We start from the raw sequence: 26808 nt of genomic DNA, 5'->3' as shown, positions 1-26808 counted from the left end.
CCCTGAAACAAGAAGTTGAAGCTTTAAAAGGCCGTGTATCAAATGTTGAGAAAGCAGTTGACGACCTGAAAAAAGACAGCGACGGCGACGGTGTAGCTGATCAGTTCGACAAATGCCCTAACACTCCGGCTGGTACTGTAGTTGATGGCTCAGGTTGCCCGTTGAAAGTTGGTTTGGATACTGCACAAGTTCACGACATGATCAACAAATACGGTGGTAATGGCGGTAACAAAGGATCAGTAACAGGTACTGCTTATGCAAACATCCAGTTTGAATTTGATAGCTCAGTATTACGTACTTCGTCTTACCCAATCTTAGATGCTACTTCTGCCGACTTGCGCGCATCTGGTAAAACTGTTTGGGTTAACGGTTACGCTTCATCTGAAGGTACTGCTGCTCACAACATGCAATTATCAAAAGACCGTGCTAACTCGGTTAAAACTTACTTAGTAAACTCTGGCGTTGATGCTAAACACCTTAAAGTAAAAGGTTATGGCGAAACTCACCCGATTGCTGATAACTCAACTGAAGACGGCCGTGTATTAAACCGCCGCGTTGAATTCAAAAAATAATTAGCTTTAAAAACTAATTCTTAAAAGTCCTGCCGGATATCCGGCAGGACTTTTTTATTTTACAGAGAATATACAAAAGATGAATTCGCCCGGGCAGCAAAGAATCAGGCAATGGTTCAGCGAAAAAAACTGGAAACAATTTGCTTTCCAACTGGAGATGGAAGAAGCCTATCTTTCCGGCTGCTCCGGGTTGTTAAATGCGCCCACTGGCAGTGGTAAAACATTCGCCATGTTTTTGCCTTTCCTTGCCGAATACATCAACACTTATCCCGAAACTTACAAAACCCGGCAGGATAATGGTTTGATGATGTTGTGGATAACGCCGCTGCGAGCCCTGACCAACGATATCCGCAAAGCCATGCAGGAGGTTTGCGACGACCTGCAAATACCCTGGAAAATAGCCACGCGGACCGGGGATACGCCCGCTGCTGAGAAACAGGCGCTCAGAAAAAAACTACCCGAAGTACTGCTCACTACTCCCGAAAGCCTGCACCTGATGCTGGCCCAAAAGGAATACCCTAAAATGTTTAAAAACCTGCAGGTTGTAGTAACCGACGAATGGCACGAGCTCTTAGGCACCAAACGCGGCGTTCAGGTTGAATTAGGGCTATCGCGACTAAAGGCCCTGAGCCGGAAAGTGAGTTATGAAAATACCGACTCACCACTCACTATTCACCACTCACCACTAAAAATCTGGGGTATCAGCGCAACTATAGGCAATCTGGAAGAAGCTTCGCAGGTTTTGCTGGGTAACGATATGCCTGCAGGTAAGATCAGAATGGTGCGTGCGAATCTTGAGAAAAAGATCCTCATCGAATCGGTAATACCGGAGAACGTGGAGACTTACTCCTGGGCCGGGCATATCGGGCTAAAACTGTTGCCGCAGGTGATCGATATTGTAGAGCGCAGCAAAACCACCCTGATATTTACCAATACACGCTCACAAAGCGAAATCTGGTACCATGCCATCTTAGATAAATACCCCGAATACGCTGGTATCATGGCTATGCACCACGGCTCGCTCGATAACGAGCTGCGCAACTGGGTTGAACAGGCCCTGCATGCCGAAGCGCTGAAACTGGTAGTTTGTACTTCGAGCCTTGATCTGGGTGTCGATTTTCGGCCGGTTGATACCGTTGTCCAAATTGGCAGCCCGAAAGGCGTAGCGCGTTTTATGCAACGGGCCGGCCGCAGCGGGCATCATCCCGGCGCTATATCCAAAGCTTATTTTGTGCCGACGCATTCACTCGAATTGCTGGAAGGCGCTGCCTTAAAGCAAGCCCTGGTTAACGGCGTTTATGAAAGCCGCGACCCTATCCTGCTCGCCCTCGACGTATTGATACAATACATGGTTACCCTCGCTGTATCCGATGGATTTACAGCGAACGAGCTGTTCAATGAAGTGAAAACAACCTTTGCCTTTGCCGATCTGAAACGCAGCGAATTCAATGAGCTGCTCGACTTCATCACCAATGGCGGCAAAACCCTTGCCCAGTACGACGAGTTTTTGAAAGTTGAGCTGGAAAACGGGGTATACAAAGTGAACAGCCGCCGGGTGGCCATGCGGCACCGCTTAAGTATCGGCACCATTACCAGCGATGTCAGCATCCGCGTGCGCTGGTTAAGCGGCGGCAGCTTGGGCAGTATCGAAGAATCATTCATATCCCGATTAAAACCAGGCGATAATTTTTGGTTCGCCGGCCGTAGTTTAGAGTTCGTCCGGTTTAAGGAGATGAGCGCTTACGTACAAAAATCGACTAAAAAGAAAGGCATGATACCGAGCTGGATGGGCGGCCGTATGCCTTTATCTTCGCAGCTCTCGGCAGTGCTGCGCGATAAACTGGATGAGGTTGCCCGCGGCACCGAAAAGGGTGTTGAGGTTGAAGCCTTGCGCCCTTTATTCAATATTCAGGCCGCCGAATCGCACCTGCCCAAACGGGATGAGTTTTTGATCGAATCGTTCGAATCGCGCGAGGGGCACCACCTGTTTTTCTATCCTTTCGAGGGGCGGCTGGTGCACGAGGGCATGGCATCGCTTTTTGCCTATCGCATCTCGAGGATCAAAACGGCCAGTTTCTCCATCGCCATGAATGATTACGGTTTCGAGCTGCTTACCGATGATGAGATACTTTTGCAGGAAGCTTTGAATCACGACCTGTTCACGATTGATAACCTGCTCGATGATATACAGCACAGCCTCAACGCTAACGAAATGGCCCGCCGCCGCTTTCGCGATATTGCACATATCGGCGGTCTGATCTTCACCGGTTATCCCGGGCAACCGGTAAAAAGCCGGCACTTGCAGGCTTCATCCTCTTTATTGTTCGATGTCTTCAGCGAGTATGAGCCGAACAACTTATTGGTAAGACAAGCTTATAACGAAGCACTGGCTTTCCAGTTAGAAGAGTTCAGGCTTCGTGCTGCGCTGCAGCGTATCGCCAAACAAAAGATCATCATTAAAAAAACCGATAAACCCACGCCATTCGCTTTCCCGATACTGGTGGACAGCCTTGGCCGTGAAAGGTTCACTACCGAATCGCTCGAAGAGCGGGTAGCTAAAATGGCTAAACAGTACGAAAAGGATACCGAGTGGGAAAGTAAACCCGCTCCGAAAGGACGGGTTTCGAAAAAACGGCCTTTTTAAAAATTTCTCAAAACTTGTTGACATAGGGCTGTCACCGGCCCTTTGTTTATTTGTATCAGCAAACCAAAAACGATACAATTATGTCAACAATCAATGTTTTTTTAAAAGAACTGGAGAACGAATCGGTAACCACCCGTAAAATGCTCAGCCGTATACCCGACGATAAATACGACTGGCGCCCGCATCCAAAGAGCATGACCATCCGCAGCCTGGCCACACACATTGCCGAACTGCCTACCTGGATAACCATGACGCTCACTACCGACGAGCTGGACTTTGCAAGCAGCCCCTACAACCCTCCGCAGATCAACAACACCGCCGGGCTGATGGAACTTTTCGAAAAATCGCTGGTAGACGGCCGTTCGCAACTGGTAGAGGGAAATGAACCTAAACTCGGCGAGAAGTGGACCCTGCGCAATGGAGACCGCGTACTCAGTGTTTCGACGAAAGCCGAAGTGATCCGGATGTCGCTGAACCAGATTGTGCATCACAGGGCGCAACTGGGCGTGTTTTTACGCTTACTGGATATCCCGATCCCCGGAAGCTACGGCCCGAGTGCCGACGAAATGAATTTCTAAAATATCCGGAGGGCTGCTCCCCGGTTAAAGGAACAGCCCTTTTAAATCAAATTCGCCATGAACATCCTGATCTTCAAAACCAATATCAGATACAAAAAGGACCTGCATAACCTTACACAGGTAATGCGTAATATCCCCTCGGTAGCATTCTGGAACGTCGACCGGGAGGATATCGACAAAGTATTGCGCATTGGATCAACCGATAACGACAGCGAAGCCATACGCAATAAAATTCAATACGCAGGGTATTTTTGTGAGGAACTGGATTAGCTATAATAGCATATATAAGCCACATCCTTTTCGCAGCTTACATCAAAGGCCTGGCCGGCGGCTATCTCAAAAGTTTCCTGCGGGTAATACATTTCCCAGCCGGCGCCGGGCAGTTTTACATTCAGTTCGCCCGAAATAACGGTCATCACCTCATCGCTCGAGGTGTTGAACCGGTATTCGCCCGGCAGCATCACGCCAACGGTGGCTTTGCCTTCTTCGGTATCCAGGCCAAGGCTTTGCACCTTGCCTTCAAAATAGGTATTGTGTTTTATACTCATAGTTGTTGTATTCTTATTTCCGGAATAAACTACTCCCACCCTTGGCGCCAAATTTTACAGTTTTCGTCACCATCATCATTCCGATGTAGTAGTTTCCAATTGGCAGTTCGTTTTGAAATGACTTGTATTTTCTTCCCAACTGGAACACGACTTCTAATCGGTTAAAAAACTTCTTAATATAAATTCCAGGGATCCGTTCCTGAACAGCTGGCTCCCAGTAAGTCTTGATAGAATACGAGTCACGGTCGGCAAATTCAACAATATCATCCCCGCCATCCAGACCTTTCTGCCAGTTCGCTATTCTTTCTTCTGTTGGTATCCCGTTTAATGCCAGAGAATCATACATTGCTATTATTTGTTTCGCTTTATCAGTGTATACACTTTCTTTTTTACTAAGTATATTATGCTGATACCCGCCTTTACCCTTCCTGTGATAAATGTAATTGAGTAAAAACCCCTGGTAGGTAACATCATCGTCTGTCCATATCTCCACAATTTGCCCTTCTGTGGAAAATCGATAATGATGCCGATGTTCTGAATCTGCCAGCTTTTTCAATCCCAGCTCTTTGGCATTTGCTTCAGCTATTGGGTACTCCACGTTTAGCCGACTACCTTCTGTGCGCTTTCTGTTTTGTGCAGCAGCTGATAAAATAACCGACATACAAAAGAGCAGCAGAATTTTCTTGCTCATGCCACTACTTTTCAATCGCTACCCTTGCAGGCGTATCTTTCCCGTCTACAATGCTGCGCGAACTTAAGGCAATTGCCTTAATTGTCGAAACAATATTTGTAACATCAAGGGTACCGTATTCATCGCCCACAGTGTGATAAAGTTTATCGGTATCGATCTGGTCTGTCGAGATGGTATGCGCAGGTACACCCACTTTGGCCAGCGAAGCGTTATCGCTGCGGTAAAATAAATTTTGAGCCGGGTACGGATCAGGATAAAACTTAAATTCGGTGCCATTCAGGTTATTCTGCAATATCTTACCAAAATCCGATCGTTCGTAACCGGTAATAAATGCCGAGTTAGGGCCGAATTTGGAGGGCTTGCCGATCATCTCGATATTGAACATCGCCACGGTTTGCTCCGGGTTCATTTGTTTGGAGAAGTATTGCGAACCGTACTCGCCGATCTCTTCGGCCGTAAAGGCAACAAATACCAGGGTACGGGCATTACTGTTGAGTTTTTTGTAGTATTTGGCCAGCGTGATCATGGCCGTAGTGCCCGAGGCATCATCATCGGCGCCGTTGGCAATACTGTCGCCGGCCATTGGTTTCAGAATGCCTAAGTGATCGTAGTGGCCCGAGAAAATCACATACTCGTTTGGCTTGGTTTTACCTGAGATGATACCCGCAATATTGAATAAAGGCAACTGCTCAACCTTGCCTTCATATTTTACCGAAAACGATTTGATATCATCATGATTTCCCAATATAAATACCACAGTCTGATCCTTATTGGCATCGGTGAAACTTACCCTGCCGCGCGTGGAGCGGTTTACCAACTGGTTAAAATTAGCTGTAAAGATCTGGTCGACTAATACGAGCAGTTTTTTACCGCTGTTCAAATAACCGGTATATTCCTTCCGGAAATCTTTATCCGAACTTAGTTTAACGATCTGCACATCGGCATTGTTGCTCCATTCAAAACCTGCCGATGCCGAGACAGCGAACACACTGTCCTTCGGGATGATCTTACCGTTGATGCTTGCAAAAGTTTTAACTGGTTTTGAGCGCGTCATGCTGAAATTCTGCCTGTAGGTAGCATTGCCTGGCAGGGGTTTCAAACCAGTTTGCTTAAATTCATTTTCGATAAACTGCGCTGCTTTTTCAATACCGGGCGTAAACGTTGCCCGGCCCTGCATATCATCCGCACTAAGCGTTTTAATGATGCGGTCAACGTCCTTAGTGTCGATGAGTGTATTTACATCAACAGAATGCGATGCTTTGCTGCTCTTGTGTTTGGTTTTATGCTGTGCATGCAACAGTGAGCTGTACAGAAGCAATAAGGCAGCAAGTGGTAAATATTTCTTCATCAGAATTTATTTTACTTTGGTCGATAGCCAGTTGGTACGAAAAGTCTCCTGGTCTTTGGTCAAGGTTTTGCCGGTTTTTTCAAAAGTAACTACTTCGAGGGCCGGGCTTTCGGCTAAGGTGATCGTAGTTTGATGCTCGCCTGCGCGGTTGGTATAGGTAACCGCAATTTTATCGCCGATCTGTTTAGCGGCAATCACATCCGCAAAAGCCTGCGCATCTTTGATATCCTTACCGTCGGCTTTGGTGATCACGTCGCCAACGTCGATCCCTGCTTTATAAATTGGCGTACCAATGGTTGTGTTCGAGGTAATAGCAAAACCATTATCGGTAGTGGCACGCACCTGCCCCGAACGCCCGCGCTGGTTATTTAAAAACAGCGAACCTGCCCACGCTTTACCAGGCTGAGCCTTGCGCAGCTCAAAGCCTGCTTTTGCCAGCAAAGCGGCATAATCGTTCTTTTCAATACCGTTGATATAGCGTTTAAAAAAGTCGGCAGCAAAAACTTTGTTGGTTACCTTGGTGAGCGATTTTTGCAGATCGGCAATGGTGTAAGGGATATATGGCTTACCATAGTCGAGCCAAACCTGGCGCATAAAATCGTCGAGTGTGATATTGAACTCGCTGCGCAAACGCAGGTCGAGCGCCAACGCGGTAGCGCCGCCATAATAATAATAACTGATAAACATATTGCCCTGGTTGTTCGGGTCGATCGATACGCCCGCATCGGCAAATACGGCGTAGTTACTCATTTGTACGGGTGTATAACGGGCGGCGGCGGGCGTGTTCAGTACACTGTTTACCAAACCGGCTACCGTGCGGGTATAATCATCCGCGGTATGGAAGCCTGCGCGGACCAACAGCAGTTCGCCATAGTACTGGGTGAAACCTTCGGCAAACCAAAGTTCGTTGCTCATATCGGCATGCTCAAAATTGAACGGCTCCAGCGATTTCGGCCTGATGCGCTTCACATTCCAGCTATGAAAATACTCGTGCGAAAAAGTGCCCAGCATTCGTACCTCATTGCCCTCAATCCTGTCGGTACCTCCCGATACGATACAGGTAGAGTTGCGGTGCTCCATGCCATCGCCCGAGTTTGTCGGGTAAACATCGTCCAGGAAAGTGTACTCGCCAAAATCGTAAGCCGGCAGTTCGCCGTAAACGGCTTTTTCCTCCAGCACCACTTTTTGTACCATTCTGGCAAAATTATCCACCACCGGCTGGGTATCGGCCGAGTGTATGGCCACGTGCAGCGTCTCCTTTTTACCATCGGCATTGGTCACATCCCAGGTCGCCATCTTATAGTCAGACAGTTCGGTCGGGCTGTCCATCATATACTGAAAAGTCGGCGCGCTGTAAACATTGGAGCCTTCGTGTTTTAACTGTGTGGCTACTTTCCAGCCGTATTTATCCAGGTCGTTAAACTGAAATTTAGCCCCCCTTTTTTCCTGGCCGATATACCACATAAAGGTTGCCGGCATATTGAGGTGCGCGTGGCTTTGATCGATACCGGCATAAGTACCGTCGACCCAGTTGGCATATAGCGTGTAGCTTATCTTAACCGTGGCATCATGCTCTGGTATTTCGTACACATCGCCTTCGACCTGCCTGATCGCTAAAGCGCTGCTATCGACATTAAAAGCCTTTACATTATAAATATTCTTGCCAAATTCGGCCGTGGCATACCTGCCTGCCGACGAACGGCTCATGCGTACCCGGATAGTGCCGGCCGGCGCTTCGGGAATGGTCATGATGATCTGCGCCTCGTGATGAGCGGCATTCGGAAAATTCACTTCGTAAAATACGGGCTTTTGTGCAAGGCTGGCAAAACCGGCAAGCAAAGCAGGGATAAGGAGATAGGTTTTTTTCATGCAGAGACCAGTTATAAAAGCTTGAAATTATTAAAAATTACGCTATGCGACAATACCCCTTATGATTGTTACAGGATATCTTCGGCAATGAAGAGGTATCGCCGTTCAAATTGCAGGCTAAAAAAGCCATCGCGCAGCATGATGTAGTTTTCATCTGCCGTTTTTTGAAGACCGGCTGCTGAAACATCATCGCCGGGATTTAATATCCTGACAGCTTCACCAGCAGGCTTCCATTTGCTGAAACCACTGCTTACAGGGTATATTTTGCTGTTGCCACAGTAAATCACAAGGCCGATCTTGTCAGCGAAAGCTAAATAATCCGCGAGCACAAAGTCATCGGTGATAATATTTACGGCAGGGTAATGGGTTGCGGTAAGATAGTTAAGTGCTGCCTGCACCTCACTGCTGCTATCAGATTGAATAGATTTAACATCCGACTGTGTAGCGATATTGCCTGCACTCCCGATAATGATATCTACTTTGATATCCGCCGAGGTCAGTTGTTCGGCAATATCCGCAGCAACAATCACCGTCGGGCTCCACTCGAGCAATTGTCCCAGCAGCTCATTGGTAAAGCTTTCCATCCCTAAGATCACCAGGGCCGGTTCCTGCTTTTCGCGAACAATGTGATGAGATGACATGGTTAGTGAGCGGTGAGTAATGAGTGGTCAGCAGTTTTGGTTATCGGTTTCGGATGGCTCATGGGTATTTATGGGTGTTAAAAAAAAGTCATGCCGAACTTGTTTCAGCACCTCTCAGCACAAGCAAACGAGTATATTTTCAAGAACATGATTCTCATTACTGGCAAGTATGTCGGGTTGGATTGTGGTATAGCTTGCTACTTGTGCCTATTCAATCATTCAGGCAATCAATCCTTCAATCAATTTTTCAAGGGCGTTGCCTGCGGCCGGGCTATCCGCTCATACTGCACAGGCATTAGCCACAGGCCGGTATCCGCTGCTATCCCTAACGCATTTGCCCGGAGTCGGGAGTCTTTTTGGGCTCAGGGCTCCAGGCTCACGACTTCCTTCACAGGGGGGGAATTGTAAGAAATTCTCGCAACATTTCCGCTTCCGGCTTCGCGCCATAAGCTTCCGGCTCAAAAAACAATATAACAAAAAAACGCCAGACTATCAAGTATCTATTTCACACGTACCACCGTTTGCCCAAAGCGCAGGGTATCGGCATTCAGACCTAACCCGGCTATCTTATCCTCGTCCATATCAATCACCACGCCTTTTTCGTGCCTATCCTTCCCACTGAACTCGATCTCGATGCCCAGCTCGGCAAAACACTGGCGTACAAACTCGCGCATGGTAACGTCGCTGCCCGGGTACAATGCATCCAGGTTGCCGGTATAAAGGCACTCCTGCCGGCCGGTGGCAATCTGGGCCACATTAAAAGCTATTTCGCGTGTTTCTTCCAAAACAACAAAGCGGTTATTTCCGGTCTTTTTTCAACAGTTTTAACAAATACTGGCCGTAACCGCTCTTAACAAGCGGCGCAGCTATGCTCTCTAATTGCGCGGCATCAATAAAGCCCATGCGGTAAGCAATCTCTTCGATGCAGCCTATCTTCATGCCCTGGCGCTCTTCGATCACCTGTACAAACTGGCCTGCCTGCATCAGCGAGGCAAAGGTACCGGTATCCAGCCAGGCGGTGCCGCGGCTTAAAATACCTACCTTCAATTTGCCCTGGCGCAGGTATTCCTTGTTTACATCGGTTATCTCGTATTCGCCGCGCGGCGATGGTTTAATGTTTTTTGCAATTTCGACTACCGAGTTATCGTAAAAATATAAACCCGGTACAGCATAGTCCGATTTTGGCTCTTTAGGTTTCTCCTCTATCGAGATGGCTTTGTTGTTCTGATCAAACTCCACTACACCGTAACGCTCCGGGTCCGATACCTGGTAGGCAAATACCATCCCGCCATCGGGGTTGTTACTTTCCTGCAGCAGGTGCGAGAGGCCGTCGCCGTAAAAAATATTATCGCCCAGGATCAGCGCCACCTTATCTTTCCCAACAAAATCAGCGCCGATTACAAACGCCTGCGCAAGCCCGTTAGGCTCGGCCTGTACGGCATACTCAAATTTGCATCCCAGGCGCTTGCCGTCGCCCAGCAGTTTTTCAAACTGGGGCAGGTCGTGCGGGGTCGAAATGATCAGTATCTCTTTAATACCGGCAAGCATCAATACCGAAAGCGGGTAGTAGATCATCGGTTTATCGTAAACCGGCATCAATTGTTTGCTAACTGCTAAAGTTAAGGGATGCAACCTGGTTCCAGATCCCCCGGCGAGTATAATTCCTTTCACGGCTGTTGGGTGTATGTGTATACAATAATATCAATAATTTCGGATTTCTCGCTTGTGTTTGTTTCAATGGAGCTCAAGAGGGCTTCGCCGTTTCGAATGTTCTATTTCGGATTTATCAAATCCATATTTTGCTGTCTCTTAGGTTTGAAATCAGCTCATAACCCCGCAACCTGGTTTTCCAGCTCAGCGTACCACTCCGCGCCATACTTACGGATAAGCGGCACTTTTAAAAACTCGTGTACACGCACATTGAGCTCGGCGCCGAAGGTACAGGCCGGCGCGCAAATGCTCCAGCGGTCGTAGTTCAGCACATCAAACTCGGGGTATTTGGTAATGCGTATGGGATAAAGGTGGCAGGATATTGGTTTTTGCCAGTCGATATCACCCTGTTCATATGCTTTTTCGATGGCGCATTTGGTAATGCCGTTCTCCCATATCACGTAGGCGCATTCTTTATTCACATCAACACAGGGGGTGGTATAATCGCCTTCAAAATCGGTAACGTGGGTGCCAACTTCTTCGATGGTAGCAATGCCTTTGGCCGTCATATACGGCTTAACTTTAGGGTATATTTCTTTCAGGATGTCCAGCTCCGATGCTTCGAGCGGCGCGCCCGAATCGCCCTCAAGGCAACAGGCGCCCTTGCATTTATTAAGGTTACATACAAAACTCTCGCGCACAACATCCTCATGCACCAGTGTATTTAAAACTTCGATCATCAACTTATTTCTGATTGTTTAAAGGGTATTTCAACCCGCTCGCATCTGCCAGGTCCATGGTTAAACTACCCACAATCACCTCAACCTTGGCCTTTACAGGGATGCGGTTGCGGTCATCGGTTATCCAAAGGTACAGCTTACTATCCTTTCTGAAAATATTACCGGGAATAATCGTAGGATTAAATTTAAGGCAGTTGAACTTGCCCATCGAGCATTCGACGGTTTCCTTACCCAGGTAGGTGATGGTAAGCTCTTGTATCTTATCTTCCAAAAAGTAGCGGAATACGATCTTTTCGCCAACTTTCAGGTTGCTTACATCCAGGCAGCGGGCATAATAATAAGCGGCCGGGAAATCAAAAACTTTCCCCGTGAACGGGAACACGCCTTTATCGGCTGTTATTTTATGTTCTTCGTGGTCAAACACTACGTGATCGGTATGCCTGTATTTGCCTTCGCGGCGGTTTTCGGTATACAGATAAGGCAACAGCGTATTACAATCGATATACGATTCGTAACGGTTTCGCACCTTGTAAAAAATATCGAAGGTACCGGTCGTTTTACCATCGGCAATGATATGATAGATGGGTTTACCGTCATACCGCGTATCGCCTGTGAGTATCTGCAGATCGGCTTCGGCAGCCGTAAATATCCCGTACTTTAACTTATAATGAAGTTTTTCGCCTGGTTGAAAGGCTGTCTGGCTTTCTTTTTCAGGTTCTTGCGAAAATACACTGGTTTGCAGAAGCGCTGTGAGTATAAATAAAAACAAATATTTCTTCATATATAGCGCCTTGCAATAGTGTGAGGCCTTAATCTTTTCGTTTATATATCGGGACGGTTGAACAAGGTTCGCCAAACATCAGGCTTTTTACTACCGGCGTTAACTTACTGGTCAACTCGATATATGCCGAGTTTGGCACAGCAACATCGCCACAGCCCTTAATTACAACACGTTTATCCCGGTATTGTTCAACATCTAATGTGTTTAACGCTTTTTCGAACAAAATCGTTTCCAGGGTATCTAAATTTCCAAAAACAATTTCTTTGGCGTACGGCGCCATGCGGTTTGCCAGCAACATATAGGCCCAGGTAGGCACTATGGCATCGGCGGTACAGGTAATGGCTACATATTTGCCGGTATACTGCGCCCAGTCGTGCTCCTTCACAAAGTCCCTGAAATCCTTCTCGCGCAATATCAGGCCCATATACAGGTTATCTTTAATATCGTATAACACGCGGTCGCCTGCCGGGTAGAAGCTTGCCGGGTCGACACTCACCAAACCGCTCTGCGCAACCTTGTTTACTATTTGCTCTTGTATATCCATTGTTGATCAGACAAAAAAAATCCGGAAGGGTTCAATCACCTCTTCCGGATACAAAATTACTTGATTATGCTGATTATAACATCTTTGCTCTGTAATCTTTTATAACAGCTTTATCTTTTAAGGCCTCTAAAATCGAATTTTCGGCACGTTGCGATAAAGTCTGGCTCATTTGCTCTTTCTGGCGGAGCGTATTGGTGAGCGCTGCAGGGTTCACAAAGTTATCTACAACAAAAACATACACGCCTTTTTCGCCTTCAACCGGTTTCGACAATTTGTTCGGCTGCGATGCAAAAATAGTACCTACCAGTTTATTCTCCTGCGCGGTGCCGGGTATTACCGGGTTAGCAAACACAATGTTTTGTACCGGGGTAACCGTACCGCCTGTTTTTTGAGCAACCTGATCGATCGTAGTTGCCGATTTTAAAGCATCCTCAAACTTCTGTGTAAGTATTTTTGCTTTGGCAATGTTTAAAACAGCCGGTTTAATTTGCTTTTTAACGTTCTCGAGGCTCAATATGCCTTTAGGCTTGATAGCGGCTAAGCGGGCCACAACATAAGTATCGCCCGAGGTATAAACCTTATCGGTAAAATCGCCGAGGCTGGCATCGTTAAACGCCCAGCGAACAAGGTCGCGTGCGCTTTGCAGCTCGCCGGCGCTACCGGCAGTACCGGTCAGGTCTTCGGCGGTCTTCTTGGTCAGGCCTTCTTTTTTAGCTTCCTCGTCAAAATTATCTTTAGTGAGCGAAGCCAAAAAGCTTTGCGCTTTCGAGTAGGCTGCTGTTTGCGTTTTGGTGCTTGGGGTTAATGGCTTATCAACTATGGCCACCTTAACCACTTTTGACGAACCTTTTTGGTTCATGATCTCGATCAGGTGAACGCCGTATTGAGAAGTAACGATTTTAAGATCGCCTTTTTTACCGTTAAATACGGCATCTTCAAAAACAGGTATCATGGCGCCACGCGCAAAGGTACCCAGGTCGCCGCCTTTAACAGCCGAGTTCTTGTCGACCGAATTGGTGGTAGCCAGCTCGGCAAAAGTTTTCTTACCACTCTGGATCAGTTTTTTTAACGAATCGGCTTTGGCATTAGCGGCCGCAGCATCGGTAGTAATAGGTATCAGGATATGGCGGGCCGTAACCGAATCGGGGCCAACGCGCGAATCAACCAGTTTGGCAATTTTGTACGCACCGTTAGAATAGTAAGGGCCATAAACAGTGCCATTAGCCGAGTTGAACATCACAGTATCAACTTTAGGCTCCAACTGGCCTTTCTTTTGATAAACCAAAGGCTGTTTGGTTTCGGCGTTGATGGCCACAAAGTTCGAATCGTTGGTACTGGCCTTAAAATCGGGGATAAGTTTTGCAACTGTTTCTTTTACGGCAGCCGAATCTTCTTTCGACGGAGCGCCGTTAAAAGCTACATAATCAATACTGCGCAGTTCCTGCTGGTTTTTAAACAGGTTTTTATGCTCGTCGTAATAGCTTTTGTAATCGTCGTCGGTCAGGGTAACTTTAGCATCAGGCACCGAAGCGTAATCGGCTGTTACATATTTAAAATTAACCAGGCGGTTTTTAGCTTCGTAATCATCCTGCGCGTCGAGGCTGTTTACGTAAACGCCGTTTTTGATCAGCGCCAGGTATTTTTCAGCTTTTTTACCATTGATCAGCTGATCGATAAAAGCATCCCACTCTTGTCTTCTCGGGTCGCCGGCTTTTGCGGTTTTCATGTTGCGCAGTGTTTCAACCAGGGCGGCACGGTCGAGCTGGCCGGTTTGCGGGTTGGTAAAGTATTGCGCAATTTGCGGAGCCGGGTTAGGGCCGCTCACCATGTCCTGGGTTTCGGCATCGCCAACAGAAATGCCCAATCTGTCGATCTCTTTTTGTACGATATCCTGGGTGAGCATCTGGTTCCATACATTATCCTGTATCATCCCGGTAAACTGGGGGTTCAGGCTGCTTTGGCCGGTTTGCTGTTTATATTGGTTTACCTGCTGGTCAACCCGTTTGTTAAAATCCTCGATGGTTATTTTCTGGCCGTTAACCTCGCCCACTTCATTGGCCGATCCACGCAGAAACGACCTGCCCGAAGTAATTACTTCGGTAGCCAGGAAAGCGACAAGCGAAAATCCGATAGCTCCTACCACGATCTTTCCGCCCCTGTCGCGTAAAAAATTCATTATACCCATTGTATACTTCTATATTTATATATTCTGAAAAGAGGGCGCAAGATACAACTTTTAGTAAAAATTTATAACACAAATTTTTACCCTCTTTTTTTACCTAAATCATTGTGTGATATTACCTTTGGTTACTATTGGCCCATACCCGTTATCGCCCGAATAATCGGTGCCGTTTTCGTTACTTTTAAAGTTACTGAAATTTAAATGTGTGCCGTCGATCTTGTTAAGCTCGACAGGCTGATTCGAGTATATCTGCTTCTGTATCGAGTCCCAGGTCAGCTCGCTCGATTTAAAGGTATCGCCCTCAGCATTGGTTACTACCACGTTTCTTTTAAAGGTGATTATTTTGTCTTCCTGGCTTGTAACGGCATAATCGCTTACCACCGTGCTTAATACGTTTAAATTTTTGTCGTAAAAAGTTACCCTGATACCGCGGGGCATTTCTTTGTATGGTTTTTTGGCGTTTTTATAATCCAAAAGCAGGGGCGTTTTTAAAACTGCCTTTACGTGTGCCGAATCGCTGTAGGTAACTTCAACGGCCAGGCTGCTATCTACCGGGTTGGTAAATTGCTTAGCCGATATGGCACGGACATTTTTCAGGTCGTTCTCGCATGCAGACAAAAGCACGGCCATCAGTACTGCCGGAATCAGAGAACCGGTTAGCCATTTTGTTGCCTGCCCCATGCGATGAAAATTAATCGAACTTAAATTTTTGGAACCACTTATCATTGATGGTAAAGCCTAAACGAAAGTTAAAAAACGTTTCGCGTACCAGGTTGTTCTGCAGGCTTCCTCTTTGGCCGGCTTCGACGGTAAAATTAATCTTATAGAAGCTTGTACGGGAGCTGTTGGGGATAGGCATGCCCAGGCCAATGCTTGCGCCGTATTGGGTAATATCGGTGCCGTTAACGTTAATGTAAGTTTTATCGTAATTAACACCAAAACGGTAATCCACCACGGCCCAATAACTGCCTATTGAGTTGATGTTAGGGGTGATCTGACCACCTAAAGCAAAGGTCTGGCTGTTTTGCAGGCCGGCGTTGGTACCATTAATGGTTACATCAGACCACGAAGCCATTTTATATTCGGCCCCTATCATAAACTTATTATCTTTTTGGTAAGTTATACCGAAACGGTTAATCAAAGGCAATTTTATTTTACCATCGGTTTGTTCGCTCCTCAAGCTGTCGAGAGCAGTGTTGGGTGTACCATCGGTACTTAAAGTATACTGGCTCGTTACAAATTTTGCGTTGGTGCTGAGCATGGTACTTGCCGAACCAGAGTAACCCAAAGTAATACGGGCATCCTGTTTAAGGGGGATCTCGTACTGCAAACCGTAATCGTAATTCAATCCGCCAACGCTCATGCTGTTCTCAATACTGGTGTTCAGCACCGACGGCAGGTCGGTAAACTGGGTAGTGCGGTATTGCTTTTCATTACCAAAAATATATGCCACGTTAACACCAACGTGCAGGTTTTTCAAACCGATGCCGTAGCCAATATAACCTTTTGATAAGCCACCCTCGCCTGTATACATGTAGCTGGCAGTGGTTGTGGTATCAACACCGCCGGTTGCGCTGTTATTCAGTTTAACTAAAGCGGTTTTTGTGTAATTGTATCCTAAATCGGCATAGGGGGTAAGGCCAAAACTAAAAGCCGCATGTTTACCGGTTGGGATAGCTATCGCAACGTGATTAAGCCTGAAATTGCCGCTTGTTTGCGATACTGAATTTTGGCTCAATGTAGTGCTGTTAATAAACGCACCCATATCAATGGTGGTTAAATTAATATTGCTGTATGTTGCAGGGTTTACGATATTGATATCGTTAAAACCGCCTGTTTTGCCTACTGCCGTTCCTAAACCGCCTAACGCGCTGTTTTGCGGCAAAAGCGGTTCCTGGTATAAGCCAAAACCATATTTTGAATACGGCGAGCTGGTAGTAGCCGATGTTTGTGCTGCCGCACCCAGAGCAATGGTCGAAAGTATAAGTAGTATAAAAAGCTTACTATAATTAATCATTATGCTGTTGTATAACTGCGTTTAATCCTGCCAGAACCAAATGCGGTTCGATTTTAATTTGAGGGGCAAAGATGCTATTTTTCAATACAGTATCAAAAAAAATCGAGTCGCCCCCGGTTAGTATAATATTTAGATGTTTTTCTGTTTTAAAGTATGTTTCAATAAAGCCGAGTATCTCAAACCTGATACCGTTTTGTACGCCCGAACGTATGGCCGACTCGGTATCATCGCCGTAAACGCTGTCGAACCCGGCATCGGGTGTTAACAACGGCAGCGCCGATGTATAATGGTTCACTGCTTTGTAACGCATATTCAGCCCCGGTGATATACTCCCTCCAAAATAATTCCCCCCGGCATCGATCATATCGTAAGTAACACAGGTACCTGCATCAATAACCAAACTGGCCTTGCCCGGATACAACGCCTGTGCACCTGTTATAGCAGCCACGCGATCGGCCCCAAGGGTTTGCGGTGTTTTATAATGGTTCTTTACCGATTTTGCCATCGCCGTATTAAACCTCACCGTTCCAACCTGGCCGGCCAGGTATTGCTCCCAGCTTTCGGGGTTTTTCTTTACCGAAGAAACGATAGCTTTCAGGGGTTTATATGCGCTTAGAACCTTACTCAGTATTTCGGCATTGATATTGGCATAGCTTTCCATCCAAACCAGGTTATTACCATCGAAAACAGCAAGTTTGGTAAACGAATTGCCAATATCAGCTACTAGGTTAGCCATCAGGCCTTAACAAATGCCAGTATCGATTCAAATATGGCCAGGCCGTCCTCATTGGCTAAAAGGCTGTCGGCCGCGCGCTCGGGGTGCGGCATCATACCAAACACATTGCGCGCCTTATTGCATACACCGGCAATATTTTCGATAGCTCCGTTAGGGTTGGCTTCGGGAGTAATATTGCCTCCGGCATCGCAGTAGCGGAAAAGCACCTGGTCGTCATCGTTTATTTGCTTCAGAGTATCGGCATCGGCAAAGAAGTTACCCTCGCCATGCGCGATAGGTATTTTCAGGGCCTTTGCCGGGTCGACCTGCGAGGTAAGCAGCGAGTTTTGGGTTTGTGCCTTAATGTAAAAATTATTGCAGATAAACTTACGCTGGCTGTTGTGCAGTAATGCCCCGGGCACCAGGCCGGCTTCGGCCAGTATCTGGAAACCATTGCAAATACCCCAAACATAACCTCCCCTGGCGGCAAACTGTATCACTTCCTGCATGATCGGCGAAAAACGGGCTATCGCGCCCGAACGCAGATAATCGCCGAAGGAAAAACCGCCGGGCAGTATAACAAAATCAACATTTTGCAGATCATGGTCTTTATGCCACAGGCGAACAACCTGCTGACCCATTATTTTTTCCAATACATAAATGATATCCTCATCGCAATTGGATCCCGGAAAAATGACTACGCCGAACTTCATGCTACAAAACTAACACATGCGGGCACATATGAGCTAATATAAAAGTTAAAATTTGTTAAACTGGAAGTAAATTATGCTAATTACCAGCAAAATATACAGGGTTTCGTAAAACCAGCGCCTGGTGGCATACAAAAAATAGTAGGCAAAAAATATACTTGCGGGCACTGCGCACAAAATAAAGTGACTAAGCCTGAAATTGGCCTTGATATAAAAGGAGAGCAGCCCGATAATAAAAATAATAAACAGCAACTGGAACGATTTACGCGTTTGGATAAAGCTTTTGTAATACTTTTCGCGCAGGCTCAAAAATGCCAGGCTCAGGATAATGATTACCGGTATTAACACGATATAATTGTAATAATCGATGTGTATTTTACTCGGAAAACTGCGGCCCAGCGGTAGCCAGATGGTATAGAACTGACGGATACGGTCTGTTAAGTAGTAATATACCGCCAGGAAGAAGAAGATGGTGACGAACCCAACAAGTACCGATGCCCACTCGCGCCAGTTGAACGGACGGAAGATGATGAGCGCTATCCACACCGCTAAAAACATGTAAATAAACGGAAAGTAGATCATGGTGCCTACACCTACTATCATACCCAGATCATAAGCCGTGGTTTTAGCGCTTTCGTTTTTATAAAAGTTAAACAGCTTATCAACCATCAGGATGATCAGAAAATTACAGATCAACGGCGGGCTCAATATCAGGAAAGGCACAAACATGCCCGATGCTGTAATATACATCAAGGCAGGCAAAAAGGTAGGCTTACCCAGCAGGTTATACTTGTTAACGATCTGGTTGAGCCACAGCGCCTGTATAAACACCAGTACCGCGGCAACCAGCAGGTTATTTATCGATGAAAAAAAGTTCTCGTACGAGAGCGGTATCAGCGAGTGGGCAAAAGGCTCCAGAAAAGTAAACTCGATATGTGCGGGCAGGTTAACTATGTAGTTAATACGCAGCACAAATAAAAACACGCCAAGCCAAACAATATTAACCGGATTAAGTACCCTGAAAAATTTGATCATCGGTATATGGTGTGTATTTAACGCAATATTAATGAAAATTAAGCAAGGTGGGAAAGCGATGGTTTAGCAGAGCATTTTATACAATAGCGTTTATCCAACAAAAAAGCCCCGTCCCGACAGCATGTCGGGACGGGGCTTTGATATTTTAATGTTGATTACAGCTTGCGTTTTACTTCAACGTTCTCATAAGCTTCAACAATGTCGCCTACTTCAATGTTGTTAAAGTTCTGGATATTCAAGCCGCACTCGTAACCTGTCGATACTTCCTTAACATCGTCCTTAAAGCGTTTTAACGATGCCAGCTCGCCGGTATAGATAACCACGCCTTCGCGGATAACACGGATCTTGCTGTTACGGGTGATCTTGCCATCCAGCACCATACAGCCGGCAATGGTACCAACCTTGCTGATCTTGAAGGTTTCGCGGATCTCGACGTTTGCCACAATCTTCTCTTCAAAGGTTGGTGCAAGCATGCCTTCCATCGCGGCTTTGATCTCGTTTATTGCATCGTAAATGATCGAGTATAAACGGATATCGATCTGCTCCTGCTCGGCAAGCTTACGCGCACTGCCTGAAGGGCGAACCTGGAAACCGATGATGATCGCATCGGATGCCGAAGCCAGCAATACGTCCGACTCGGATATCTGCCCTACAGCTTTCGAGATGATGTTCACCTGGATCTGGTCGGTAGATAGTTTCAGTAACGAATCGGATAGCGCTTCGATCGAACCGTCCACGTCGCCTTTTACGATGATGTTCAGCTCTTTAAAGTTGCCTATCGCTAAGCGGCGGCCAATTTCATCGAGCGTAATGTGTTTCTGTGTACGTAAACCCTGCTCGCGTTGTAACTGCAAACGTTTGTTGGCAATCTCGCGTGCTTCGGGCTCGCTGTCTAAAGCGTTAAACTTATCGCCCGCTGTAGGCGCACCCTGCATACCCAGTACCTGTACCGGTGTAGATGGGCCGGCCGATTCAACACGCTGGCCACGTTCGTTAGTCAATGCCTTAACACGGCCGCTGTAGCAGCCTGCCAAGATAGGATCACCAACGCGCAGCGTACCGGCCTGTACCAAAATGGTGGTTACAATACCCCGGCCTTTATCTAAAGCAGCCTCGATAACTGTACCCACGGCACGTTTGTTCGGGTTGGCTTTCAACTCAAGCAATTCGGCCTCGAGCAACACTTTCTCTAAAAGCAGGTCGATATTTAACCCTGTTTTTGCCGAAATTTCCTGGGTTTGATATTTACCGCCCCATTCTTCAACCAAAATATTCATGGTTGATAACTGCTCGCGAACCTTATCGGCGTTAGCGCCAGGCTTATCAATTTTATTGAAAGCGAAGATGATAGGAGCACCTGCAGCCTGTGCGTGGTTTATAGCCTCGCGGGTTTGCGGCATCACGCTATCGTCGGCAGCGATCACAATGATCACGATATCGGTAACCTGGGCACCACGTGCACGCATAGCGGTAAACGCTTCGTGACCCGGCGTATCCAGGAAAGTTATTTTTTGATTATCCTTCAGCTTAACCTCGTAAGCGCCGATGTGCTGGGTTATACCACCCGCCTCGCCGGCAATTACGTTTGTTTTACGGATAAAATCGAGCAATGATGTTTTACCATGGTCGACGTGGCCCATAATCGTTACGATCGGCGCACGCGGGATCAGGTCTTCCGGATCATCCGGTTCGTCGAGGTTAGCCTCTTCGTCCTGTGGTTTCACAAACTCTACCTCGTAGCCAAACTCTTCGGCAACGATAGATAAAGTTTCGGCATCCAAACGCTGGTTGATGGATACGAACATACCCAGGCTCATACAGGTTGAGATAATCTGTGTAACGGGTACATCCATCATCGATGCCAGTTCGTTCGCGGTTACAAACTCGGTTACCTTTAAAACCTTCGATTGCAATTCCTGCTCTAAAGCGTCCTGTTCGGAAGCTGCGGCCACGTCATCGCGTTTTTGACGGCGGAATTTGGCGCGCTGAGCGAACTTGCCCGACTTACCTGCACCGCTTAAACGGGCAAGGGTGGCCTTAATCTGATCTTGAATCTCTTTTTCTGACGGCTCTTCTTTAGAGCTTGGCGCAGGTTGCTGGCCCTTGTTCCTGAAATCGGGACGAGGGATATTACTGCCGCCTTTTTTAAAGTCGGGACGGCCGCCTTGTTGCGGTGCACCCTGACCTTGCTGACCGGGAGCGCCCTGGCCCTGCTGCCCGCCCTGTGGCCTTTGGCCCGGGGCGTTTTCTTTACGCTTGCGTTTGCGGCGCTGATCGGCAGCGCTGCCCGCACCCGATGATGCTATGGGCTGGTTACGCTTAGGCGCATCGGGCAATTCTATTTTACCGATCACGTTCGGACCGGTTAAACGCTCGGCTTTGGCGCGGATAACCTCGCCTTCGCCGTTATCCTCTTCGTCTGCTTCGGGCTGTGGGGCTGGTTGCGGCTCTGGTTGTTTGGCAACCGGGGCTGGTGGTGGTGGCGGCGCAACAGGCTCGGGCTGTTTTACCTCAACGGGTTTTACAGGTTCGGCGACAGGTACCGGTGCCGGTTTTTCGGCAACGGGTTCTTTCTCAACCTTTTTGCCAAGGTTGTCGAGGTCGATCTTACCGACAACTTTAACACCCGGCAAGCTTGCCTCATCACGCTCCTCAACAACGGGTTTCGGTTTTTCAACCGGTGCCGGCGGCGGAGTATAGGAATGTAAATTTTTAACTAAAATTTCTTCGTGCTCAAAATCCTTGGCACGCGGATGGTGCTCCGCTTTTTCGGGCACGCCGGCTTCTTCGCGGCGAATTTTTCCGATGCTGATCTGCTTGGCTTCTTCCTTGATGATCTTGTCGCCCTGGAACTCTTTCAGCAGAGCATCGTACATTTCACCCTCAATCTTAGCGTTAGGTTGCTTTTCGATTTTGTAACCTTTAGACGCCAAGAAATCGACAATGGTGCCTGTACCAATGTTCAGTTCTTTTGCTGCTTTAAATAATTTTATCGATTTGTCTTCTGACATTTAATAGTTGTTATCCGCTTTTTTTTACAAAAATACGTTTTTAATTTTTGTTATTCTGTTTTATTCAAATTCGGCCTGCAAAATTGAAATTACTTCCCTGATGGTTTCTTCTTCCAGGTCGGTACGTTTTACCAGTTCGCCTACATTGAGTGCCAGTACAGATTTAGCCGTATCTAAACCGATACGTTTAAATTCGTCTAATATCCAGCCATCAATTTCGTCCGAGAATTCTTCGATGTCCACATCTTCCTCTTCTTCATCCGCTTCGCGGTAAACGTCGATTTCGTATCCCGTCAATTTTCCTGCCAGTTTTATATTGTGGCCGCCGCGGCCTATCGCCAGTGATACCTGGTCGGGTTTTAAATAAACTGCAGCGGTTTTTTTCTCGTCGTCTAATTTAATCGTCGTGATCTTGGCCGGCGATAAAGCACGCTGAATGTACAACTGCAGGTTGTTGGTGTAGTTAATCACGTCGATATTTTCGTTCTTCAACTCCCGAACGATACCGTGTATACGCGAGCCTTTCATACCCACGCAGGCGCCTACCGGGTCGATACGGTCGTCGTACGACTCAACGGCAACTTTAGCGCGCTCGCCCGGTTCGCGAACGATCTTTTTGATAGTGATCAACCCGTCGAAAATCTCAGGTACCTCTAACTCAAACAAGCGCTGTAAAAACTCGGGCGCTGTACGCGAAATGATGATCTTCGGGTTGCTGTTCATCATATCAACCTTGTGAACGATGGCGCGAACGGTGTCACCTTTTTTAAAGTAATCGGCAGGAATCTGCTCGGTTTTCGGTAACAGCAATTCATTGCCTTCGTCATCCAGCACCAAAGTTTCTTTTTTCCAAACCTGGTAAACCTCGCCGGTAACAATTTCGCCAACGCGGTCTTTATATTTTTTGTAGATCTCGTCTTTTTCCAGCTCCAGGATTTTAGATACCAGTGTTTGGCGGGCAGCTAAAATAGCGCGGCGGCCAAAGCTTTCGAGGGTAATGAGTTCGATATGCTCGTCGCCAACTTCCAGGTCAGGATCCAATAATTTAGCTTCTGACAATTCTATTTCCAGGTCATCATCTTCGCTGAAACCGTCTTCCATAACCACACGTGTGCGCCAGATCTCCAGGTCACCATTGTCGGTGTTTACGATCACGTCGCAGTTTTCGTCGGTGCCGTATTTTTTACGGATCATGCTTCTGAAAACATCTTCCAATACACTCATCATCGTCGGGCGATCGATGTTCTTGAAATCTTTAAACTCCTGAAAGGAATCAATTAAATTAATATTGCTCATTGTACTACTTGAATGATATTAAAACTTTTGTTTCTGTAACCTGGCTCAAAGGGATGCTGCTTTCTGTTACTACGGCTTTCTTCCCTTTTTCGCCTTTTACTTTTTCTTCGATTATTAGGTTATCGTTATCTAAATTTTTTAAAGTGCCTTCGCGTTTGCTGCCATCGAGCATTTTAATGCCAACGTTGCGGCCAATGTTTTTGGTATACTGCCTTGGCAGGGTAAGTGCTGCATCTATCCCGGGCGATGATACCTCGAGGTTATAGGCTTCGCCGATGATGTTATCCTCTTCGAGCTTAAAACCCACAAAGCGGCTTATGGCGGCGCAATCGGCAATACCTATACCTTTATCGCCATCAACCAAAATCATCAGCTTGCGGCTGGGCAGCATTTTTACCTCGACCAAAAACAGGTCGGGCCTGTCGGAAATTTTCTCTTCCACCAGCGTCGCTACGTATTTCTCTAATTTCTTTTCAGACATTTATTTTTTTGAAAAATAAAAGAGGGGACTAATGCCCCCTCTTCCTTTTTTTTAATTACGATACAAATATACGGATTATTATTTGAAAGTCAAGAGGGTGAGGTAATTTCGGATTTGATAATGTGCAAATATCCCGTTACTCCACCGCAATGACGCGGGATCACATTACTTCATCCTTGGTTTCAAAAACGCGATGGTGTGCATATAAGCATCTTTGGTGGCATCGGCATTATAGATCGGGTTACTCGGGTTGGCAAAGCCGTGGTCGGCATCGTACTGGTACAATGTTAGTTTTTTATCGTCCTTTTTCATGTTATCGGCAAAGGTAGCTACCACTTTGGGGTTTATCCATTTGTCTTTATTGCCGAAGATGCCCAGTACGTCCGTATTTAAAGTTTTTAGCTTCGCCAGGTCGTTTTCGGGCATGCCGTAGTACATTACGCAGCCAATAGCCTGCTTGCCGGCGAGCAGCGTGGTTTGCAGGCTCCAGCCGCCGCCAAAGCACCAGCCGATGGTTGCGATACGTGCCTTCGGGCCAGCATAGGCAATGGCGCCTTTAATGATAGCCACAGCCCGGTCTTCCTTAACGGCGGCCATATATTTACCGGCATCGCTGCTATTCGTGGCCACATTCCCATCGTAAAGATCGAGAGCGATCACATTTACATTGCCGATATCGTTATACAATTTTTCGGCTTCCTGTTTAATAAAGTCGTTCAGGCCGTACCATTCGTGTACTACCAGCAGGTAATTATTGGTCGGTTTTTTGGCCTTCAGTTCGTAAGCATCGGCGGTTTTGCCGTCGGCGCAGGGATAATTAATAGTTTTACCTATACTGCTTTGGAAGTGGAAAGGGCGCGGGTTGGGATGAGCCCTGACAAATTTTTTGTCGGATGCCAGCATGGCAAACTGCTGTGTTGGCGAATGGCAGACAGCAACGCTTTTAGCCTGGCCGAAACCTGCCGTGTAACATAAAACGGCAACGATGAGTAATGACAGCTTTTTCATAGTTTGATTTGTTTGATAAGATAACAATTAAAAGTAATGGATCTGTTTGAATTGACCACCACAACCCTTACGCAAAAAAAGCCCGGCCGGTTGCCGGCAGGGCTTTTAAAATACGTTATATCGGTTTGTTTAGTTTGAACCGCCGCTTTGCTGTTTGGCCTGGTTCTTCATCTGGTCGTTAGCAACGATCACGATCTCCACCCGGCGATTTTGCGCGCGGCCATCAATTGTACTGTTATCGGCAATGGGCTCAGTATCGCCTTTGCCTTGTGTGGTTAAACGCGCAGGATCGACCCCGGCAGATATAGCATAAGCTTTAACAGCTTCGGCCCGGCGTACAGAAAGGTCCATATTATGCGCAGCTGTACCGGTATTATCGGTATGGCCAACCACCAAAATATTGGTTTCGGGGTTGCTTCGCAGCGATGCTGCCAATTGGGTAATATCGGTTTTGGCTTGCGGCTGCAGGTTGGTTTTATCGATATCGAATAAAATACCCGAGCTGAACTTCACGATGATACCCTCACCCTCGCGCACAACTTCGGCGCCAGGTACGGTTTGTTTGATCTGGGCAGCCTGCCTGTCCATATTACGGCCGATAAAAGCACCTGCAGTGCCGCCAATAGCGCCGCCAATAATGGCACCCAAAGCTGTGTTACCGGCTTTACGGCCAATAAGGGCACCAATGGTACCACCCGCGCCGGCGCCAATAGCCGTGCCTTTTTGGGTTTTGGTTAAACTGTTGCAACTGGTAGCCACGGTTAAAGCCATTGCACAGGCTATGCTTAGTGTTGCGAATTTTAAATTAACGATCTTCATTGTTATTTATAAGGGTTGGTGTTCGGGTACAAAATTACAAAGTAAGTGCCAAATAGTTTTTAAATACCTTTGTAAATATATAAAACGAGACGTTTTGGACAAAAGTATAAGTATTTTAGGTTGCGGGTGGCTGGGCTTGCCCTTAGCTATCAGGCTGATAGCGCAAGGCTGGCAGGTTAAGGGCTCTACTACTACAGAAGCTAAGTTAGGGTTACTGCGTACCTACCAAATTGACCCGTATTTAGTACAATTAAGCACCGATACGCTACTGCCGGCAGTTTTTTTTGACAGCGATATCCTGTTCATCAACGTCCCGCCCTCGCTAAAAAAACAAAGCGCCGGGGCATACCTGATCCAGATGCAGTTTTTGCTTGAGCAGGTAAAAGCATCGCCGGTTAAACGGATGATCTTTATCAGCTCAACTTCGGTTTACCCGGATAGTAATTCAGAGATCACTGATACCGGCATTGTAGATTTTCAAAACGCACTCTACCAATCCGAGCAGCTGTTTAACCAAAGTGCCACCTTCAAAACAACTGTTATCCGCTTTGCGGGATTGATTGGCCCGGGGCGGCACCCGGGGCGTTTTTTTGCAGGTAAAACCGGTGTCCCGAATGGTCAGGCGCCGGTAAACCTCATCCACCTGGATGATTGCATCGGTATTATCGAAGTGGTTTTGAAGAGCCCGAACTTTATAGGCACTTACCATGCGGCCGCGCCGAGTCATCCATCCAGAAAGGAATTTTATACTTTGGCAACCGAAACAGCCGGTTTGCCAGCTCCGCAATTTATTGATGAATTAAATGATTGGAAGATCATCGATCCGTTAAAGCTGGAGCACGATCTGGATTATGAGTTTATTCATCCGGATTTACCACGGTGTATTACGAACGAAGCTTGCTGGTAATGATAGTTGTTCATAAGAAAA

Annotated in this window: 26 protein-coding genes; 5 read left to right on the top strand and 21 right to left on the bottom strand. The window is 46.9% G+C overall.

Annotation, left to right across the window (positions count from 1 at the left end; all coding sequences use genetic code 11):
• The 4 genes from BEL04_RS23740 to BEL04_RS23725 form a co-directional block, all read left to right on the top strand.
• The coding region (locus BEL04_RS23740) for an OmpA family protein (RefSeq protein ID WP_139113167.1) at positions 1-572 on the top strand (572 nt) is incomplete at its 5' end.
• 79 nt (positions 573-651) lie between these two features.
• A complete protein-coding gene (locus tag BEL04_RS23735; RefSeq protein WP_066008265.1) occupies positions 652-3216 on the top strand; it encodes a ligase-associated DNA damage response DEXH box helicase in 2565 nt (854 codons plus the stop codon).
• A gap of 80 nt (positions 3217-3296) precedes the next feature.
• Positions 3297-3794, top strand: a complete 498-nt coding sequence (locus tag BEL04_RS23730) for a DinB family protein (RefSeq protein WP_066008279.1) — start codon at positions 3297-3299, stop codon at positions 3792-3794.
• A 57-nt stretch (positions 3795-3851) separates the two neighbouring features.
• Positions 3852-4064, top strand: a complete 213-nt coding sequence (locus tag BEL04_RS23725; RefSeq protein ID WP_066008263.1) for a hypothetical protein — start codon at positions 3852-3854, stop codon at positions 4062-4064.
• Here BEL04_RS23725 and BEL04_RS23720 read toward each other — a convergent pair.
• From BEL04_RS23720 to BEL04_RS23615, 21 genes are all read right to left on the bottom strand, one after another.
• Positions 4061-4342 carry a pyrimidine/purine nucleoside phosphorylase gene (locus BEL04_RS23720; protein ID WP_066008261.1) on the bottom strand — a complete coding sequence of 94 codons (282 nt, stop codon included), beginning with the start codon at positions 4340-4342 and terminating at the stop codon, positions 4061-4063. The genes BEL04_RS23725 and BEL04_RS23720 overlap by 4 nt on opposite strands.
• A 13-nt stretch (positions 4343-4355) precedes the next feature.
• The gene (locus BEL04_RS23715; protein ID WP_139113166.1) at positions 4356-5033 is read right to left on the bottom strand and encodes a hypothetical protein; all 678 of its coding nucleotides are present in this window, start codon (positions 5031-5033) and stop codon (positions 4356-4358) included.
• Positions 5034-5037: 4 nt separating this feature from the next.
• A complete protein-coding gene (locus BEL04_RS23710) occupies positions 5038-6381 on the bottom strand; it encodes a M20/M25/M40 family metallo-hydrolase (RefSeq protein ID WP_083228050.1) in 1344 nt (447 codons plus the stop codon).
• A 6-nt stretch (positions 6382-6387) separates the two neighbouring features.
• Entirely contained in the window at positions 6388-8250 is a 1863-nt protein-coding gene (locus BEL04_RS23705; protein ID WP_066008259.1) for a M61 family metallopeptidase, read from the bottom strand.
• A 68-nt stretch (positions 8251-8318) separates the two neighbouring features.
• Entirely contained in the window at positions 8319-8891 is a 573-nt protein-coding gene (locus BEL04_RS23700) for a hypothetical protein (RefSeq protein WP_066008257.1), read from the bottom strand.
• A gap of 500 nt (positions 8892-9391) precedes the next feature.
• Positions 9392-9676 carry a hypothetical protein gene (locus tag BEL04_RS23690; protein ID WP_066008253.1) on the bottom strand — a complete coding sequence of 95 codons (285 nt, stop codon included), beginning with the start codon at positions 9674-9676 and terminating at the stop codon, positions 9392-9394.
• A gap of 13 nt (positions 9677-9689) precedes the next feature.
• Positions 9690-10562: a glucose-1-phosphate thymidylyltransferase RfbA gene (gene rfbA / locus BEL04_RS23685; protein WP_066008251.1), complete on the bottom strand. Its 873-nt coding sequence runs from the start codon at positions 10560-10562 to the stop codon at positions 9690-9692.
• A 155-nt stretch (positions 10563-10717) separates the two neighbouring features.
• Positions 10718-11281 carry a DUF3109 family protein gene (locus BEL04_RS23680; protein ID WP_066008249.1) on the bottom strand — a complete coding sequence of 188 codons (564 nt, stop codon included), beginning with the start codon at positions 11279-11281 and terminating at the stop codon, positions 10718-10720.
• A gap of 4 nt (positions 11282-11285) precedes the next feature.
• Positions 11286-12062, bottom strand: a complete 777-nt coding sequence (locus BEL04_RS23675; protein WP_066008247.1) for a DUF3108 domain-containing protein — start codon at positions 12060-12062, stop codon at positions 11286-11288.
• 28 nt (positions 12063-12090) lie between these two features.
• Positions 12091-12606 carry a DUF2480 family protein gene (locus BEL04_RS23670; RefSeq protein WP_066008243.1) on the bottom strand — a complete coding sequence of 172 codons (516 nt, stop codon included), beginning with the start codon at positions 12604-12606 and terminating at the stop codon, positions 12091-12093.
• Positions 12607-12679: 73 nt separating this feature from the next.
• The gene (locus BEL04_RS23665) at positions 12680-14782 is read right to left on the bottom strand and encodes a SurA N-terminal domain-containing protein (RefSeq protein ID WP_371327596.1); all 2103 of its coding nucleotides are present in this window, start codon (positions 14780-14782) and stop codon (positions 12680-12682) included.
• Between the two features lie 108 nt (positions 14783-14890).
• Positions 14891-15469: an LPS export ABC transporter periplasmic protein LptC gene (gene lptC, locus BEL04_RS23660; RefSeq protein ID WP_066008239.1), complete on the bottom strand. Its 579-nt coding sequence runs from the start codon at positions 15467-15469 to the stop codon at positions 14891-14893.
• A 10-nt stretch (positions 15470-15479) separates the two neighbouring features.
• Positions 15480-16805, bottom strand: coding sequence for a hypothetical protein (locus BEL04_RS23655; RefSeq protein WP_066008238.1), 1326 nt, complete (start codon positions 16803-16805; stop codon positions 15480-15482).
• Positions 16798-17541 (bottom strand): type III pantothenate kinase, encoded by a 744-nt coding sequence (locus tag BEL04_RS23650; protein WP_066008237.1) that lies wholly within the window; start codon positions 17539-17541, stop codon positions 16798-16800. The genes BEL04_RS23655 and BEL04_RS23650 overlap by 8 nt, the downstream gene beginning before the upstream one ends.
• Positions 17541-18233, bottom strand: a complete 693-nt coding sequence (gene purQ / locus BEL04_RS23645; RefSeq protein ID WP_066008235.1) for a phosphoribosylformylglycinamidine synthase subunit PurQ — start codon at positions 18231-18233, stop codon at positions 17541-17543. The genes BEL04_RS23650 and purQ overlap by 1 nt, the downstream gene beginning before the upstream one ends.
• A gap of 45 nt (positions 18234-18278) precedes the next feature.
• A complete protein-coding gene (locus BEL04_RS23640; RefSeq protein WP_066008233.1) occupies positions 18279-19265 on the bottom strand; it encodes a DUF6427 family protein in 987 nt (328 codons plus the stop codon).
• A 155-nt stretch (positions 19266-19420) separates the two neighbouring features.
• Positions 19421-22276: a translation initiation factor IF-2 gene (gene infB / locus BEL04_RS23635; RefSeq protein WP_066008229.1), complete on the bottom strand. Its 2856-nt coding sequence runs from the start codon at positions 22274-22276 to the stop codon at positions 19421-19423.
• A gap of 60 nt (positions 22277-22336) precedes the next feature.
• Positions 22337-23572 carry a transcription termination factor NusA gene (gene nusA / locus BEL04_RS23630; protein WP_066008228.1) on the bottom strand — a complete coding sequence of 412 codons (1236 nt, stop codon included), beginning with the start codon at positions 23570-23572 and terminating at the stop codon, positions 22337-22339.
• A 4-nt stretch (positions 23573-23576) separates the two neighbouring features.
• On the bottom strand, positions 23577-24053 hold the full coding sequence (rimP, locus tag BEL04_RS23625) for a ribosome assembly cofactor RimP (RefSeq protein WP_066008227.1): 477 nt from the start codon (positions 24051-24053) through the stop codon (positions 23577-23579).
• Positions 24054-24218: 165 nt separating this feature from the next.
• Positions 24219-25061, bottom strand: coding sequence for a dienelactone hydrolase family protein (locus tag BEL04_RS23620; RefSeq protein ID WP_066008221.1), 843 nt, complete (start codon positions 25059-25061; stop codon positions 24219-24221).
• A gap of 129 nt (positions 25062-25190) precedes the next feature.
• A complete protein-coding gene (locus BEL04_RS23615; protein WP_139113165.1) occupies positions 25191-25880 on the bottom strand; it encodes an OmpA family protein in 690 nt (229 codons plus the stop codon).
• Between the two features lie 94 nt (positions 25881-25974).
• On the opposite strand from BEL04_RS23615, the gene BEL04_RS23610 reads away from it, so the two are divergent.
• The gene (locus tag BEL04_RS23610; RefSeq protein ID WP_066008215.1) at positions 25975-26787 is read left to right on the top strand and encodes an SDR family oxidoreductase; all 813 of its coding nucleotides are present in this window, start codon (positions 25975-25977) and stop codon (positions 26785-26787) included.
• The last annotated feature ends 21 nt before the right edge of the window (positions 26788-26808 follow it).

Source organism: Mucilaginibacter sp. PPCGB 2223 (assembly GCF_001705515.1).
Classification (GTDB): domain Bacteria; phylum Bacteroidota; class Bacteroidia; order Sphingobacteriales; family Sphingobacteriaceae; genus Mucilaginibacter.
The sequence above is the reverse complement of the archived record's forward strand: the minus strand, read 5'-3'. Positions and strand labels throughout refer to the sequence as shown.

What these genes read in the sequence shown, in the direction of transcription:
- BEL04_RS23735 (WP_066008265.1), top strand. Translation starts at nt 652, where the DNA reads ATGAATTCGCCCGGGCAGCAAAGAATCAGGCAATGGTTCAGCGAAAAA.
- BEL04_RS23710 (WP_083228050.1), bottom strand. Translation starts at nt 6,381, where the DNA reads ATGAAGAAATATTTACCACTTGCTGCCTTATTGCTTCTGTACAGCTCA.
- BEL04_RS23705 (WP_066008259.1), bottom strand. Translation starts at nt 8,250, where the DNA reads ATGAAAAAAACCTATCTCCTTATCCCTGCTTTGCTTGCCGGTTTTGCC.
- BEL04_RS23680 (WP_066008249.1), bottom strand. Translation starts at nt 11,281, where the DNA reads ATGATCGAAGTTTTAAATACACTGGTGCATGAGGATGTTGTGCGCGAG.
- lptC (WP_066008239.1), bottom strand. Translation starts at nt 15,469, where the DNA reads ATGGGGCAGGCAACAAAATGGCTAACCGGTTCTCTGATTCCGGCAGTA.
- BEL04_RS23655 (WP_066008238.1), bottom strand. Translation starts at nt 16,805, where the DNA reads ATGATTAATTATAGTAAGCTTTTTATACTACTTATACTTTCGACCATT.
- BEL04_RS23700 (WP_066008257.1), bottom strand. Translation starts at nt 8,891, where the DNA reads ATGTCATCTCATCACATTGTTCGCGAAAAGCAGGAACCGGCCCTGGTG.
- BEL04_RS23615 (WP_139113165.1), bottom strand. Translation starts at nt 25,880, where the DNA reads ATGAAGATCGTTAATTTAAAATTCGCAACACTAAGCATAGCCTGTGCA.
- BEL04_RS23670 (WP_066008243.1), bottom strand. Translation starts at nt 12,606, where the DNA reads ATGGATATACAAGAGCAAATAGTAAACAAGGTTGCGCAGAGCGGTTTG.
- BEL04_RS23715 (WP_139113166.1), bottom strand. Translation starts at nt 5,033, where the DNA reads ATGAGCAAGAAAATTCTGCTGCTCTTTTGTATGTCGGTTATTTTATCA.
- BEL04_RS23725 (WP_066008263.1), top strand. Translation starts at nt 3,852, where the DNA reads ATGAACATCCTGATCTTCAAAACCAATATCAGATACAAAAAGGACCTG.
- BEL04_RS23730 (WP_066008279.1), top strand. Translation starts at nt 3,297, where the DNA reads ATGTCAACAATCAATGTTTTTTTAAAAGAACTGGAGAACGAATCGGTA.
- purQ (WP_066008235.1), bottom strand. Translation starts at nt 18,233, where the DNA reads ATGAAGTTCGGCGTAGTCATTTTTCCGGGATCCAATTGCGATGAGGAT.
- BEL04_RS23650 (WP_066008237.1), bottom strand. Translation starts at nt 17,541, where the DNA reads ATGGCTAACCTAGTAGCTGATATTGGCAATTCGTTTACCAAACTTGCT.
- infB (WP_066008229.1), bottom strand. Translation starts at nt 22,276, where the DNA reads ATGTCAGAAGACAAATCGATAAAATTATTTAAAGCAGCAAAAGAACTG.
- nusA (WP_066008228.1), bottom strand. Translation starts at nt 23,572, where the DNA reads ATGAGCAATATTAATTTAATTGATTCCTTTCAGGAGTTTAAAGATTTC.
- BEL04_RS23675 (WP_066008247.1), bottom strand. Translation starts at nt 12,062, where the DNA reads ATGAAGAAATATTTGTTTTTATTTATACTCACAGCGCTTCTGCAAACC.
- BEL04_RS23620 (WP_066008221.1), bottom strand. Translation starts at nt 25,061, where the DNA reads ATGAAAAAGCTGTCATTACTCATCGTTGCCGTTTTATGTTACACGGCA.
- rimP (WP_066008227.1), bottom strand. Translation starts at nt 24,053, where the DNA reads ATGTCTGAAAAGAAATTAGAGAAATACGTAGCGACGCTGGTGGAAGAG.
- BEL04_RS23640 (WP_066008233.1), bottom strand. Translation starts at nt 19,265, where the DNA reads ATGATCAAATTTTTCAGGGTACTTAATCCGGTTAATATTGTTTGGCTT.
- BEL04_RS23720 (WP_066008261.1), bottom strand. Translation starts at nt 4,342, where the DNA reads ATGAGTATAAAACACAATACCTATTTTGAAGGCAAGGTGCAAAGCCTT.
- BEL04_RS23665 (WP_371327596.1), bottom strand. Translation starts at nt 14,782, where the DNA reads ATGAATTTTTTACGCGACAGGGGCGGAAAGATCGTGGTAGGAGCTATC.